The 13,449-nt window shown below is 71.6% G+C and carries 14 protein-coding genes; 7 read left to right on the top strand and 7 right to left on the bottom strand.

Annotated features, from left to right (window positions below):
* Positions 1 to 4 precede the first annotated feature (4 nt).
* On the bottom strand, positions 5 to 1,048 hold the full coding sequence (locus ACFC8N_RS18835) for an alpha/beta fold hydrolase (RefSeq protein WP_376288832.1): 1,044 nt from the start codon (positions 1,046 to 1,048) through the stop codon (positions 5 to 7).
* Positions 1,049 to 1,217: 169 nt separating this feature from the next.
* Between ACFC8N_RS18835 and ACFC8N_RS18830 the strand changes: the two genes are divergently transcribed.
* From ACFC8N_RS18830 to ACFC8N_RS18815, 4 genes are all read left to right on the top strand, one after another.
* Positions 1,218 to 1,442 carry a hypothetical protein gene (locus ACFC8N_RS18830; protein WP_356029056.1) on the top strand — a complete coding sequence of 75 codons (225 nt, stop codon included), beginning with the start codon at positions 1,218 to 1,220 and terminating at the stop codon, positions 1,440 to 1,442.
* A gap of 156 nt (positions 1,443 to 1,598) precedes the next feature.
* Positions 1,599 to 2,240, top strand: a complete 642-nt coding sequence (locus ACFC8N_RS18825; protein WP_071372924.1) for a TetR/AcrR family transcriptional regulator — start codon at positions 1,599 to 1,601, stop codon at positions 2,238 to 2,240.
* Positions 2,241 to 2,374: 134 nt separating this feature from the next.
* Positions 2,375 to 2,599, top strand: coding sequence for a DUF3107 domain-containing protein (locus tag ACFC8N_RS18820; protein WP_071372925.1), 225 nt, complete (start codon positions 2,375 to 2,377; stop codon positions 2,597 to 2,599).
* Between the two features lie 176 nt (positions 2,600 to 2,775).
* On the top strand, positions 2,776 to 3,042 hold the full coding sequence (locus tag ACFC8N_RS18815; RefSeq protein WP_356029058.1) for a hypothetical protein: 267 nt from the start codon (positions 2,776 to 2,778) through the stop codon (positions 3,040 to 3,042).
* A gap of 75 nt (positions 3,043 to 3,117) precedes the next feature.
* On the opposite strand, the gene ACFC8N_RS18810 is transcribed toward ACFC8N_RS18815, so the two are convergent.
* Positions 3,118 to 3,855, bottom strand: coding sequence for a ferritin-like fold-containing protein (locus ACFC8N_RS18810; protein ID WP_356029060.1), 738 nt, complete (start codon positions 3,853 to 3,855; stop codon positions 3,118 to 3,120).
* A 504-nt stretch (positions 3,856 to 4,359) separates the two neighbouring features.
* Here ACFC8N_RS18810 and ACFC8N_RS18805 point away from each other — a divergent pair.
* A complete protein-coding gene (locus tag ACFC8N_RS18805) occupies positions 4,360 to 7,008 on the top strand; it encodes a DEAD/DEAH box helicase (protein ID WP_376288831.1) in 2,649 nt (882 codons plus the stop codon).
* Between the two features lie 115 nt (positions 7,009 to 7,123).
* Positions 7,124 to 8,050 (top strand): alpha/beta fold hydrolase, encoded by a 927-nt coding sequence (locus tag ACFC8N_RS18800; RefSeq protein ID WP_376288830.1) that lies wholly within the window; start codon positions 7,124 to 7,126, stop codon positions 8,048 to 8,050.
* 88 nt (positions 8,051 to 8,138) lie between these two features.
* Here ACFC8N_RS18800 and ACFC8N_RS18795 read toward each other — a convergent pair whose 3' ends face one another.
* The 3 genes from ACFC8N_RS18795 to ACFC8N_RS18785 all read right to left on the bottom strand — a co-directional run bounded on the left by ACFC8N_RS18795 (position 8,139) and on the right by ACFC8N_RS18785 (position 11,489).
* Positions 8,139 to 9,188, bottom strand: coding sequence for a PhlD (locus tag ACFC8N_RS18795; RefSeq protein ID WP_376288829.1), 1,050 nt, complete (start codon positions 9,186 to 9,188; stop codon positions 8,139 to 8,141).
* 133 nt (positions 9,189 to 9,321) lie between these two features.
* A complete protein-coding gene (locus tag ACFC8N_RS18790) occupies positions 9,322 to 10,137 on the bottom strand; it encodes an XRE family transcriptional regulator (RefSeq protein WP_376288828.1) in 816 nt (271 codons plus the stop codon).
* Between the two features lie 446 nt (positions 10,138 to 10,583).
* Positions 10,584 to 11,489 carry an NYN domain-containing protein gene (locus ACFC8N_RS18785; RefSeq protein WP_376288923.1) on the bottom strand — a complete coding sequence of 302 codons (906 nt, stop codon included), beginning with the start codon at positions 11,487 to 11,489 and terminating at the stop codon, positions 10,584 to 10,586.
* Between the two features lie 163 nt (positions 11,490 to 11,652).
* Here ACFC8N_RS18785 and ACFC8N_RS18780 point away from each other — a divergent pair, with 163 nt between their 5' ends.
* On the top strand, positions 11,653 to 11,829 hold the full coding sequence (locus ACFC8N_RS18780) for a hypothetical protein (protein WP_177235293.1): 177 nt from the start codon (positions 11,653 to 11,655) through the stop codon (positions 11,827 to 11,829).
* A 48-nt stretch (positions 11,830 to 11,877) separates the two neighbouring features.
* On the opposite strand, the gene ACFC8N_RS18775 is transcribed toward ACFC8N_RS18780, so the two are convergent.
* Entirely contained in the window at positions 11,878 to 12,483 is a 606-nt protein-coding gene (locus tag ACFC8N_RS18775; RefSeq protein ID WP_356029073.1) for a MarC family protein, read from the bottom strand.
* Positions 12,484 to 12,551: 68 nt separating this feature from the next.
* Positions 12,552 to 13,409, bottom strand: coding sequence for a PHP domain-containing protein (locus ACFC8N_RS18770; protein ID WP_376288827.1), 858 nt, complete (start codon positions 13,407 to 13,409; stop codon positions 12,552 to 12,554).
* Positions 13,410 to 13,449 lie beyond the last annotated feature (40 nt).

Raw genomic sequence — 13,449 nt, 5'->3', positions numbered from 1 at the left:
GGCCTCAGCTCCCCGCGCCGTGGACGGTGACGTCGTCCCCGGCGGACGCGCGCGTGGCGGCCGTCCCCGAGGCGCCGCCGGCATCCCCGCCGTCGCCGTCGGTGTCGGCCAGGAGTTCCCGGAACGCCGTGGCCACCACCCCCGGGTACTCCATCATCGCCACGTGCCCGGCGTCCGGCAGGGACAGCAGGCGGGAGTCGCGGAAGGAGCGGGCGGCCTTGGCGGCCATGCGGAAGCCGACCAGCTGGTCACGGCCGCCGTAGACCAGCAGGGTCGGCGCGAGCACACGCTCGGCCTGGCGCCACAGCCCGTGCTGCCCGCCGAGGGTGTAGGCGTCGACGATCCCGCGCGCGGAACGGGCCATCGCGTCCCAGAAGTACGGCAGTTGCAGCCGCCGCTCCAGCTCCTCGACGGCGTCCCGGAACGCCTCGGGCGACACCTGCGAGGGATCGCCGTAACAGAGCGCCATGACCCCGCGCACCCGCTGTTCGGCCGACCACTCCTTGGTCATCCGGGTGAACATCGCGGCGATGCCGGGCACGCCGAGCAGCGCGGTCGGCACCGCCGTGCGCTGGACGCGCAGCTCGGGCAGGGCGGGCGAGACGAGCGTGAGCGTACGGACGAGGTCGGGGCGTACGGCGGCCACGCGCGTGGTGACGGCACCGCCCAGCGAGTTGCCGACGAGGTGGACCGGGCCGCGGCCGGCCGCGTCGAGATAGCGGATCACCGCGCGCGCGTGCCCCGTGACGGAGTAGTCGCCGTCGTCCGGGGGCGGGGAGTCGCCGAAGCCGGGGAGGTCGAGCGCCTCGCTGTCGACGGCACCGTCCAGCTCGGCCATCAGCTGCGACCAGTTCTGCGAGGAACCGCCGAGCCCGTGGACGTACAGCGCGGGCGGCAGGTCCGCGCGCGCGGGAGGACGGGAACGGATCGACAGGGTGACACCGGGCAGCCCCACGGACCGCAGCCGCTCGCCCTCACCGACCCGTACGGGAGCCACCTTCGGAAGCACGCTTGCGGCCGTCACGGACGGCGACTCGGTCGAAGACATGCGGCAATGTTACGAGGTGATCACGCCGAGGCTCGTGTGTTCGCCGTCACAGCGTGCGCCGTACGCGCGCGATGCGGCGTATGGCGTCCGGTTCCGCTCTCTCCTAGGCTCGTACCCAGGGCACCCGTGTGTGCTGCTTCCAGGGACGTTCGTAGGAAGGGAGCCCACCATGGCCTATGACCCCACCGAGCCCGACACGACCGACGACCCGGAGAGCGAGACGGCGGAGCTCGACGTCGAGGCCCCCGAGGTGGACGCCGCCGAACAGCACGCCGACCTCACGCCGGACCGCGACGACCCCCTGACGGAAGTGGACCCGGACCGGGCCGCGAACGTGGCCGATCAACTCGAACAGGCGCACGTGGTCCGAACCGACGAGGACGACTACCGCTGACCTCTGGCGGGCTTCTGGCCCGTTCCAGAGGATGATCACGGCTTTCGCCACCGTCCGGTACATGAAATTCTGCGCTCGCACCGCGCACACCACGGTTACCGAAAAGTACGATGGCCGCGCGGCCGACACCGCATGTGGACGACTTTGGGAGGCGGCGTGACAGCCATCGAGCAAACTGAGGCGGCACGCCCGCGTGGCACCCGTCTGCCGCGCCGAGCCCGACGGAACCAGCTCCTGGGCGCCGCCCAGGAGGTTTTCGTCGCACAGGGCTACCACGCGGCCGCGATGGACGACATCGCCGAGCGGGCCGGAGTGAGCAAGCCGGTGCTCTACCAGCACTTCCCGGGCAAGCTCGACCTGTACCTCGCCCTGCTGGACCAGCACTGCGAAGCACTGATCCAGTCCGTGCGCACCGCGCTCGCGTCCACGACGGACAACAAGCAGCGCGTGCGCGCCACCATGGACGCCTATTTCGCGTACGTCGAGGACGACGGCGGCGCCTTCCGGCTGGTCTTCGAGTCGGACCTGACGAACGAGCCCGCCGTGCGCGAGCGCGTCGACAAGGTCACCAACGACTGCGCCGAGGCGATCTGCGAGGTCATCGCCGAGGACACGGGCCTGTCGCGCGCGGAGTCGATGCTGCTCGCCTCCGGCCTCGGCGGTCTGGCCCAGGTCGTGGCCCGCTCCTGGCTGCACAGCGACCGCAGCGTCCCGCGCGACCAGGCCGTACAGCTGCTGGCCTCGCTGGCCTGGCGGGGCATCGCCGGCTTCCCGCTGCACGGCACCGAACACCACTGACCGCCGATTGTTCCCGCCGGCTGTTCGCTGATGGCGTGCCGCCCCGCAGCGTGTACGTCCCCTCACCGGGCTAATGTGTGCTGCGTACGGCGCGGAAGATCGCGCACATCACTGACCGTCGGAGGGACATAGCCGTGGAGGTCAAGATCGGCGTGCAGTACGCGCCCCGCGAGATCGTTCTGGAGAGCGGTCAGAGCGTCGAGGAGGTCGAGCGCCTGGTGAACGACGCGCTGGCCGGAAAGACGCCCCTGCTGAGCCTTCAGGACGAGAAGGGCCGCAAGATCCTGGTGCCGGCGGACCGCCTGGCGTACGTGGAGATCGGCCAGCCCACCGTGCGCAAGGTGGGCTTCGGCGCCTAGTAGGCCGATGCAGTGAGAAGGGCCCGGCGGCAATTCGGCCGCCGGGCCCTTGCTTTGGGGGATTCGCACACAGGTCGGCCACAACTCCCGCACAGCGGAGGGTTGCAGTCCGCAGGTCACGGGTATGACGGGCTACGAACGTCAAGGCGGAGACCGGCCACGGGAGGGACCCCGACATGATCTTGGAAGCACTCGCGTCCGCAGTGCTCGGTCTCGCCCTGGCCTGGGCGGCGGCACACCGCCTCTCCCACCGGCTCCCGGCCCGTCCGCTGGTGTTCTCGACGGGCGTCGCCGGAGCCCTCTTCGGCGACTTCGTCACCCAGACCGCCCTCGGCCCCGGCACCGCGTGGCTGAGCCTGGTGGGCGCCGCCGTCATCTCGGCCGCCTCCCTGTCCCTGCTCCTGCGCCCGGCGGGCAGAATCCGCCGATCAGCGACGGCGTAGGGGCGCGGGGAACTGCGCGACCGGCCCCGACGGACCCGCAGCCGCGCAACCCGCCGCACCCACCCCCACAGGGCGTTACGCCGCCAGGCCCAGCGCAGCCATCCGCTTCGTGTGCGCCTCCGTGATCCGCGAGAACATCCTGCCGACCTCCGCGAGATCGAACCCGTCGGCGACCCCGCCCACGAGCATCGTCGACAGCGCGTCCCGGTCGGCGACCACCCGCTGGGACTGCGACAGCGCCTCGCCCATCAGCCGCCGCGCCCACAGCGCCAGCCGGCCGCCCACGCGCGGGTCGGCGTCGATGGCGGCCCGCACCTTCTCCACCGCGAACCCGGCGTGCCCGGTGTCGTCGAGGACGGCGAGGACCAGCTCGCGGGTGTCGGAGTCGAGCCTTGCTGCGACCTCCCGGTAGAAGTCGCTCGCGATCGAGTCACCGACGTACGCCTTGACCAGGCCCTCCAGCCAGTCCGACGGCGCGGTCTGCCGGTGGAAGCCGTCCAGGGCCGCGACGAACGGGTCCATGGCGGCCGTCGGCTCCTCGCCGATCTCGGTCAGCCGGTCCCGCAGCCGCTCGAAGTGGTGGAACTCGGCCGAGGCCATCTTCGCCAGCTCCGCCTTGTCCGAGAGGGTCGGCGCCAGCTTGGCGTCCTCCGCGAGCCGCTCGAACGCCGCCAGCTCCCCGTACGCGAGCGCGCCGAGCAGATCCACGACGGCCGCGCGGTACTGCGGGTCGGCGGAGGCCTGCGCCCAGTCCTGGGCGGCGATGCCCGTGGGTGCGACGGAGTCCTTCTCAGGCTTGTCAGAGCTAGTCATGAGCCGCACAATAGCCCGCTCGCGCCACCCCGGAAGTGCCCGGCCGATCAGTGTGACCACGACTACGTGACCAAATCGGCCATCGCGTGTGCGCCAATCCGGGGTATGGTGGTAATGCGCCTGCTGAGTGCGTTGACAGTATTCGACGTGCTCCGACAGGTCGCACGCATGAGGATGCCCGGTCGGTGGCCCGATCGGCTCCGACCCGACAGCCCTCCCTGGCCGTACGGCTCAGTACGTACGACGACCGGAGGGACACCCTCAGCGGTACGAGCGCTAGAGCGTCGGCAGAGGTCCCGTGTCTTACGGCTTGCCCGAGTGGTTCGCCCGTACGGCTAGCCGACGTCCCGGCACGGTCAGACATGACCCCCGCGCTCGCCTCGCACCGCACCACACAGAAGAGGCAGCACCCTGACTACGACGTTTCGTGAACTCGGAATCCTTCCCGAGACCGCCGAGGCCCTGGAAGCCGTCGGCATCATCAACCCCTTCCCCATCCAGGAGATGACGCTCCCCGTCGCCCTTTCCGGCACGGACGTCATCGGCCAGGCCAAGACCGGCACCGGCAAGACGCTGGGCTTCGGTCTCCCGCTCCTGGAGCGCGTCACCGTCCCCGCCGACGTCGAGGCCGGGCGCGCCGCCCCCGAGGCCCTCACCGAGGCCCCGCAGGCCCTCGTCGTCGTCCCCACGCGCGAGCTGTGCACCCAGGTCACCAACGACCTGCTGACGGCCGGCAAGGTCCGTAACGTGCGCGTGACGGCGATCTACGGCGGCCGGGCCTACGAGCCGCAGGTCGAGGCACTGAAGAAGGGCGTCGACGTGGTCGTCGGCACCCCGGGCCGGCTGCTCGACCTCGCGGGCCAGAAGAAGCTCGACCTGAAGCACATCAAGTCCCTGGTCCTCGACGAGGCCGACGAGATGCTCGACCTGGGCTTCCTGCCCGACGTCGAGAAGATCATCGACATGCTGCCGGCCAAGCGCCAGACCATGCTGTTCTCGGCCACCATGCCGGGTGCGGTCATCGGCCTCGCCCGCCGCTACATGTCCCGGCCCACGCACATCCGCGCCACCGCGCCGGACGACGAGGGCGCGACGGTCGCGAACATCAAGCAGTTCGTGTACCGCGGTCACTCCATGGACAAGCCGGAGATGGTCGCCCGCATCCTTCAGGCCGAGGGCCGCGGACTGGCGATGATCTTCTGCCGTACGAAGCGCACGGCCGCCGACATCGCCGAGCAGTTGCAGCGCCGCGGGTTCGCCTCCGGCGCGGTCCACGGCGACCTCGGCCAGGGCGCCCGTGAGCAGGCGCTGCGCGCCTTCCGCAACGGCAAGGTCGACGTCCTCGTCTGCACCGACGTCGCCGCGCGCGGTATCGACGTCGAGGGCGTGACCCACGTCATCAACTACCAGTCCCCCGAGGACGAGAAGACGTACCTGCACCGCATCGGCCGTACGGGCCGCGCGGGCGCGAAGGGTACGGCGATCACGTTCGTCGACTGGGACGACATCCCGCGCTGGCAGCTGATCAACAAGGCGCTGGAGCTGGACTTCAACGACCCGGTGGAGACGTACTCGACGTCCCCGCACCTGTTCTCCGACCTCGACATCCCGGCGGGCACGAAGGGCATCCTTCCGCGCTCGGAGCGTACGCGTGCCGGTCTGGACGCGGAGGAGCTGGAGGACCTGGGCGAGACCGGTGGCCGCGGTGCGCGCGGTCGCGGCGGCCGGGGTGACCGGGGTGACCGGGGTGAGCGCAACGGCCGTGGCGGCCGCGGCGGTTCGGACGCCGCTGCCGCCCCGGCGGCCGAGCGCGAGCGTCCGTCCCGTACGCCGCGTCGTCGCCGCCGGACGCGCGGTGGCGCCCCGCTGGACGCCACGGGCAGCACCCCCGCCGCCACGACGGCTCCGGCGCCGGCCGCCGAGTCCGGCCCGGCGGAGGAGGCCCAGACGGCGCCCCGCGCCCTGCGTCGCCGCCGCCGTACGCGCGGCGGAGCGGCGGGCCAGCCGGTGGCGGCCGCCGAGAGCGTGGCCGAGTCCGCCGTCGTGGCCGACGCGGTGACGGCTCCGGCCGCGCCGCAGGCCCCGGAAGCGGATGAGAAGCAGCGCCGCCGCCGGACCCGCAAGTCGGCGGAGCCGACGGTGCCGGCGCCTGCCGCCGAGCCCGTGGCCGAGACGCTCGTGGCGGTGACCGAGACCGTGTCCGCGTCCGAGCCGGTGACCGTGGAGACCCCGGAGGCCGAGGCCAAGCCGCGCCGCCGGACCCGCAAGACGGCAGCCGCCGAGGCCGCCGCGGAGCAGGCCGTCACCACGGCCGAGCCCGCCGAGACGGCAGCCGAGCCCGCCCCGGCGGCCAAGCCGCGCCGCACGCGCAAGACGGCCGCAGCCGCCGAGGCCGCGGTGGACACCGCCGAGGCCACGGAGACCAAGCCGCGCCGCACGCGCAAGACGGCCGCAGCCGCCGAGGCCGCGGTGGACACCGCCGAGGCCACGGAGACCAAGCCGCGCCGGACCCGCAAGACGGCAGCCGCGGCCACGGAGACGACCGACACCCCCGAGGCCGAGGTCAAGCCCCGCCGCACCCGCAAGGCCGCCGCCACAGCCGAGGCCCCGGAGGCCGAGGCCAAGCCCCGCCGCACACGGAAGACGGCAGTCGCCGCGCCGGACGCGACCGACACCCCCGAGGCCGAGGTCAAGCCCCGCCGCACGCGGAAGACGGCCGCCACAACCGCCGTCGAAGCCGCCGAGGCCACGGAGACCAAGCCGCGTCGCACCCGCAAGACGGCAGCCGCCGCCCCGGAGACGACCGACACCCCCGAGGCCGAGGCCAAGCCCCGCCGCACCCGCAAGGCCGCCGCCACAGCCGAGGCCCCGGAGGCCGAGGCCAAGCCCCGCCGCACACGGAAGACGGCGGCCGCCGCGCCCGAGGCCGCGGAGGCGGAGGCCAAGCCGCGTCGCACCCGCAAGGCCGCCGCCACGGTCGCCGACGCGGACGGTGCCGTCGAGGCAGCCGCTCCCAAGGCACGCCGGACCCGCAAGGCCGTCGCCGAGGTGGCCACCGCCGAGATCCCGGCGCAGGCCACCGAGGAGCCGGAGGCCAAGCCGCGGCGTCGGACCCGTAAGGCCACGGCGGTCGTCGAGGCAGCCGAAGGCTGATCCGGAACGCCCGTCACCGACGGCCCGGCCCACTCCCCGTGGGCCGGGCCGTCGCATGTCCGGCGTAGCCACTCCCGCTCCGTTCCGTGTGTCGCCCGACCGATAGCCTCTCCCCATGAGCAGGCCCGCCACCTTCGTCCCGCCCCCCGGTGCGCGTGCGTACGCGCTGCGTACCGCGCGTGGGGAGTTCGCCGTCGTCGACGCGCCCGTGGCCGACGGGGTGGAGCCCCGAGGGGTCGCGCTGTTGCTGCCGGGGTTCACCGGAAGCAAGGAGGACTTCAATCCGCTGCACGTGCCGCTCGCGCGGCGCGGGTACCGGACGGTGGCCGTCGACGGGCGCGGGCAGTTCGAGTCCGCCGGACCCGAGACCGATGAACGCGCCTACGCCCAGGCCGAGTTGGCGCAGGACGTGCTCGCGCAGGCGGAGGCCGTCGGAGCCGGGAGCCCGGTGCATCTGCTGGGGCACTCGCTCGGCGGGCAGATCTCGCGCGCGGCCGTGCTCCTGGACCACGCGCCCTTCCGGTCGCTGACCCTGATGGCGTCGGGCCCGGCGCAGATCTCGCCGTCCCAGCAGCAGCGCGTGAAGCTGTTGCGGGACGCGCTCGCGGTGATGGACATGGCCGACGTCTGGGACGCGATCCAGGCGATGGAGACGCCCGAGGAGACCGAGACGGCCGCGCTCGACGGCGGACTCGACGACCGGGACGATCTGCGGCGCCGCTGGCTGGGCACCAGGCCCGCCCAACTCCTCGCCACCGGACGCCAGTTGTGCACGGAGCCGGACCGGGTCGCCGAGCTGACCGCCGTACCGCTGCCGTTCCATGTGCTGTCGGGCGACAAGGACGACACCTGGCCGCTGCCGCTGCTCGACGCGATGGCGGTACGGCTGCGGGCCCGGCGCACGGTCGTCGCGGACGCGGAGCACTCGCCCAACACCGACCGGCCGCTCGCCACGGCCGAGGCAGTCGCCGACTTCTGGGACGCGGCGGACGGGGCGGACGCGACGGGTGCGGCGGACGTGCCGCCCGTGGCCACCGTGTGAGCCGCTGGCGCATGACGACTGCCCTGCCCCGACGGGGGATGCAGAGCAGGACAGCCGTCTTCAGTGTGCCACTTCTGACCGCCCTGTCCTAGTCGGTCCACGTGGCGTGCAGGGCGCAGACGCTGAAACCGGGGCCGTAGGCGACGATCAGGGCCTGCTCGCCGTCGGCCGGAGGGCGGCCGTGGGTGCGTTCGAGGACGCGGAGAACCGATACTCCTCCGAGGTTTCCCTCTTCCGACAGGGTGTCGAGCGAGTGGCGGGCGTCGTCCTCGGTGAGGCCGAGGGCCGTGGCGGTGTCCATGATGATCGGCCGGGAGCCGGGGTGGATGACCGGGACCGCTACCGGGCGGTCGCCCAGCCAGTCGACCAAGGCAGGGATGACGTGCCTGGCCCCGCCCAGCGCGGCCTTGGTGGAGTCGAAGTGCAGACCGCTGCTGTCGATACGACCCGCGTAGAAGTCGAGCGAACCCGGCAGGACGTACTCGAACAGCCCCTCCGGGCCGTCGAGGGTGAGTCCGGGCCCGAGGGGTTCGTCGCTGACGACGGTGGCGGCCGCGCTGTCACCGAACAGCGCCTTGTAGATCATGTGTTCGATCTTGGCGTCCGTGTGGTTGTAGGCCGCGGACAGCACCTCGGCGGCGACGACGAGGACGCGGGAGCCGGGGTGCAGCAGCGCCTGCTCCACCGCGCGAACGAGGGCGGTGGCGCCGCCCGCGCAGGCCCCGGTCGTCAGGGCGGTGCGACGGACGGTGGGGCGCAGGCCGAGGCGGTCCACGAGGTGGATGTCGAGGTTGGGTACGGCCCAGCTCGTGGCGTGAGTGGTGATCAGGCCGGTGATGTCGCCCGGTTCGAGGCCGTGGCTCCGCAATGCGGAACGGGCCGCGCGTTCCGCCATGTCGAGAGAGTCGGCGAAGGCCCGGGGCGCGCGCTCCGCTATGGAGGCGGTACCGCTGACGGTGGGCGAGTTCAGCGGTTGGGTGAAGTACCGGGTCTCGACACCGCAGTTGCCGAGGACACGGAGGATCGCGCCGAGGCGCGGATGGTCGGGGTGGTGGGTGCGGATGTCGTCGGCTATCTCGCCCGTGGTGACCTTGTGCGCGGCGAGGGCCGTGCTCGGGCGGGCGATATTGACGGGCATGGGTCCCCCCTAGGACGCGTAACCTGGTGGAGGTCAAAGTACGGCAAAGTTGGCTGGTTCGTTTCCCTGCCGTCCAGGTCATGCTCTCGCGCCACCCGTCAAACGCGGGCAAAGGAAGGGGATTTCAGTGCGCTCAGCGAGCTTGAAGCATCGGAGGACGCTGACTTGATCGCCGCGGACCTGGCCGAAAAATGAGAATCATGAACCTCGCCCCGGGGGCCGACATCGGCTGCGCCACGCACATCGTCACCCAGCCCGGACCGTCGGCCGCGTGACAGATCGGCCGTTCGTCGCCGTCGGGGTGGACCGAAGCGCCACCCACTTCGTACAGCGGGCGGGCGAGGGGATCGCTGAGGAGTTCCCGCTCGATCTCACGCAGCACCTTGTCCTCGGGGCGCTGTGCGAGCGCGGCCTGGAGCTGGGGCATGACGAGCGGCGCCCACGCGTTCGGCCAGTCGGTGAGCTGCTCGCGACCGTCGATCAGCATCCAGCGCATGGTGTTCTCGGGGGCCCGCCCGGACGCGAAGAGGCGGTGGAACTGCTCGTTGCAGGTGAGCAGGTTCCAGGAGGCGTCGGTGACGTAGGCCGGGTGCGTCACGGCGGCGACGGCGTCCTCCCAGACGGAGGGGACGGCGTTGCCGCTGGTGTCGTAGAGCGGGCTGGGCGGGTCCTCGCCGCGCGCGTACCGGCACAGCGAGATCCACTCCTGCTCGTTGAGCACGAACAGGCGGGCTATGTCGCGCAGCAGGTCGACCGGCGCGTGGGGATACGTGCCGGATTCCAGGCGGTGGTACGTGCCGAAGGCCCGGTTGACGAGCTGGTCGACCTGGTGCTGGGACAGGCCGGGGGCACGCCGGCCGGGTCCGGTGGGGCGTGTGAGGCCGTGGGCTTCGGGGGCGATGAGTGCGCGTCGGTCCTTGAGCAGGCGTTTCAGTGCTCGTTTGTTCACTGGTGCGGATCCCCCGGCGTTGTTGACAGTCAGTCAGTGTAATTAATGGTGTTGGCTTTACTCCGAAAGATCTCCCGTAGAAAGCGTGTAGGTAAGTCCTGCATGCTCGGTGGTGCGCGGCGCTGGCCTGCCAGTGTGCTCACCAGTGACCACGTGGATACACCCCCTCGCGGGCACTGGCTGGAAATATTCGAATTACCGGCCGGTTTTCGCGGATGGGCCACAGGAACAAAGCCGGGTGAGCTAGCGGTTCACGCCTCCGCTTCCCGAAAGGGGCCACAGGGCGGGCTCCGCGTCACCGCCGGTGCACCACTGGCGCAGCCCCGGCGGCCAGACTGCGGCCGGTGCCCTCCCGCCCCACACCAGGGGACTCGGCACCGGCCGCCGACGTGCCACCGCCCGCCACGCATCACCGTCCGCCGACGCGTCCACCCGCCAGCGCCGCCTCAGTACTGCGTCTGCACGTGCTCCCAGAATCCGTCGCGCAGGGCGCGGCGCAGATCGGCCTGGCCGCGCAGGGAGTACTGGAGCAGGCCCTCGGCCTCGACCAGCAGGTCCTGGTCGACGGAGCCGGGCAGATAGGGGTGGCCGGGCAGCAGCTCGACCAGCGCGTCGCGACCCCGGGAGGCCAGCCACTTCGCCGCGATCTGGGCGCCGACGAAGCGGACGTCCTCGCGGCTGGGCCGGGCCCCGGCGGAGGCGTCGTACGCGGCGGCGGTACGGCGCGAGACGTACGGCTTGAAGAACTCCAGCTCGAAGGTGCGCTGGCTGTCGACCTCCCAGAGCAGGGGCTCGGCCTGGTTGCGGCCGTCGGGCGCCTCGATGCCCCACAGGTGGACCCGGGCGCCGTAGCCCTGGGCGGCCTCGACCGCCGAGACCAGGTCCTCGTCCCCGCCGAGGAGGGCGGCGTCGCTGATGGCGCGGTGGCGGGCGAGCGACTCCAGGTCCGTGCGGATCAGCGAGTCGACGCCCTTCTGCTGGTTGTTGGCGTTGAGGTTGCCGAGACGGACCTTGACGTCGGGCAGTTCGGCGATGGTCTGCTGCTCGGCGGTGTGGATGCGGCGGCGGGCGCCGTCGTACCAGTAGACGCGCAGCAGCCGGCTGTCCGCGAAGATCGTGCGGGCCTTGTCGATCAGCGCGTCGATCAGCCCCTCGGCGTCGAGGTCGAAGGCCCGGCGGTCCTCGGTGCCGGCGACCAGCCGGCCCGCGGCCGCGTACAGATAGCCCGCGTCGACGAAGATCGCGTGTGTGGAGGGCGTCTTCGCCACCTCGGCGAGCATGCGCTCCAGCAGCTCGTTCGTGCGGTCGATGCGGGCGGCCAGGGCCGCCGGGTCGTCACTCATCGCCCCCATTGTCCCGGTGGTCACACTGCGAACACAACCGGTCCCGATCAGTCCCTTACCTGCCAGTAATTAGCCGTTCGAAAAATTTCATTAGCGTAGGGAATGTTTGTAACATGAAGCGCGTTGACTAGGACGTACGACAGCAACGTCACCAGTAGTTCTCCGCAGGAGGATGACCAGACGAAGGGAGAAGCCCGTGCGCTTCGAGATCAGGCGACTCGACGAGGTCGACGGCACCACCGTGGACTGCACCGTCGTGGACGCCGCCTCCGTCAACCGGATCGTTCAGCAGGCCGCCGCCATCGGACAGCGCCTGTGGATCCGCCCGGCCGAGACCCCGGCCTCGTAACGGGACGACCGCACTCACACTTTCCGGGGGAGCCGGGCCGAGGATGGCTCAGCTCCCCCGGATCACCTGAGTGATCCCGTTGATGATCTGCTGCACGGCGATCGCGGAGAGCATCATGCCCGCGAGTCGCGTCACGAGGACGACACCGCCGTCCTTGATGACCCGGATGATCAGCAGCGAGTAACGCATCACCAGCCACAGGACGACGTGGATCGCGAGGATCGCGGACCACACGGAGATCTGCGTGGCCACACTGCCGGCCTTCTGCACGGCCAGGATCACGGACACGATCGCCCCGGGCCCGGCGAGCAGCGGCATGCCGAGCGGTACGAGGGCGACGTTCACGTCCTTCGTCTGCTTCGGCTCGTCGGTCTTGCCGGTGAGCAGGTCCAGCGCGATCAGCAGGAGCAGCAGACCGCCCGCGATCATCAGCGCGGGCACGGACACGTGCAGGTAGTTCAGGATCTGGTGCCCGAGCACGCCGAAGACGGCGATGACGCCGAACGCCACGCAGACGGCCTGGAAGGCCATCCGCTTCTGCACCTTGCCCGGCCGTCCGGCGGTCAGGGCGAGGAAGATCGGGGTGATCCCCGGGGGATCCATGATGACGAAAAGGGTCAGGAACAGGGAGCCGAAGACGGCGATGTCGAACATGCGGAAGCAGGCCTTGCGGAAAGAAGTGATACGGGCGTGAGTCGGTGGGGCCGGTGCCGGCCTCGGCGTCAGGCTCCGCCGGTGCCCGGCACCGGGAACGCGCCGGTGGCGCGTCGCGTGATCTCCCCGTACACCTCGGGGTCGGTCATGTACGCGCCGAGCGCGACGGTCTTGCGGCTGCCGTGGTAGTCCGAGGAGCCCGTGACCAGCAGGTCCAGGTCCTTCGCGAGCCCCCGCAGCCGGTCGCGCGCGTCGGCGTCGTGGTCCATGTGATCGACCTCGACGCCGTCCAGACCGGCCGCCGCCATCTCGGCGATGCGCGCCTCGGGAACGGTCCGGCCCCGCTTGGCGGCGGCCGGATGCGCGAAGACACAGACCCCGCCCGCGTTCTTGACCAGCCGGATCGCCTCGAACGGGTCGGTCTCGTGCTTCTGGACGAAGGCCCGCCCGCCGTCGGCCAGCCACTCCTCGGTGAACGCGTCGCTCACGGTCGGGACGACGCCCAGCTCGACGAGCGCGGTGGCGACGTGCGGCCGCCCCACGGAACCGCCGGCGGCGATCCGCTCGACCTGCTCCCAGGTGACCGGCACCCCGAGGTCGTTGAGCCTCGCGACCATCCCCCGGGCGCGCGGCACCCGGTCGTCGCGCACCAGCTCCCGCTCGGCGAGGAGCGCGGGCTCCTCGGGGTCGAAGAGGTAGGCCAGCAGGTGCATGGACACGCCGTCGACACGGCAGGACAGCTCGGCCCCGGTGACCAGGGTCAGCCCCGCGGGCAGCGCGGCGATCGCCTCGCCGTACCCGCGCGTGGTGTCGTGATCGGTCAGCGCGACGACGTCCAGCCCGGCGGCGGCAGCGTTCCGCACCAGCTCGGCCGGGGTGTCCGTACCGTCGGAAGCCGTGGAGTGACAGTGCAGGTCTATACGCACAAGAACTCCAGACACCGACGATTCAAAGGGGGGACAGTCG

It is taken from the genome of Streptomyces sp. NPDC055966, assembly GCF_042269865.1.
In the GTDB taxonomy this organism is placed as follows: Bacteria; Actinomycetota; Actinomycetes; order Streptomycetales; family Streptomycetaceae; genus Streptomyces.
The sequence above is the reverse complement of the archived record's forward strand: the minus strand, read 5'-3'. Positions and strand labels throughout refer to the sequence as shown.

Excerpts from the sequence above, each read along its gene's own strand:
- ACFC8N_RS18835 (WP_376288832.1), bottom strand. The coding sequence starts at position 1,048 with ATGTCTTCGACCGAGTCGCCGTCCGTGACGGCCGCAAGCGTGCTTCCG.
- ACFC8N_RS18830 (WP_356029056.1), top strand. The coding sequence starts at position 1,218 with ATGGCCTATGACCCCACCGAGCCCGACACGACCGACGACCCGGAGAGC.
- ACFC8N_RS18815 (WP_356029058.1), top strand. The coding sequence starts at position 2,776 with ATGATCTTGGAAGCACTCGCGTCCGCAGTGCTCGGTCTCGCCCTGGCC.
- ACFC8N_RS18810 (WP_356029060.1), bottom strand. The coding sequence starts at position 3,855 with ATGACTAGCTCTGACAAGCCTGAGAAGGACTCCGTCGCACCCACGGGC.
- ACFC8N_RS18805 (WP_376288831.1), top strand. The coding sequence starts at position 4,360 with ATGACGCTCCCCGTCGCCCTTTCCGGCACGGACGTCATCGGCCAGGCC.
- ACFC8N_RS18800 (WP_376288830.1), top strand. The coding sequence starts at position 7,124 with ATGAGCAGGCCCGCCACCTTCGTCCCGCCCCCCGGTGCGCGTGCGTAC.
- ACFC8N_RS18795 (WP_376288829.1), bottom strand. The coding sequence starts at position 9,188 with ATGCCCGTCAATATCGCCCGCCCGAGCACGGCCCTCGCCGCGCACAAG.
- ACFC8N_RS18785 (WP_376288923.1), bottom strand. The coding sequence starts at position 11,489 with ATGGGGGCGATGAGTGACGACCCGGCGGCCCTGGCCGCCCGCATCGAC.
- ACFC8N_RS18780 (WP_177235293.1), top strand. The coding sequence starts at position 11,653 with ATGACCAGACGAAGGGAGAAGCCCGTGCGCTTCGAGATCAGGCGACTC.
- ACFC8N_RS18775 (WP_356029073.1), bottom strand. The coding sequence starts at position 12,483 with ATGTTCGACATCGCCGTCTTCGGCTCCCTGTTCCTGACCCTTTTCGTC.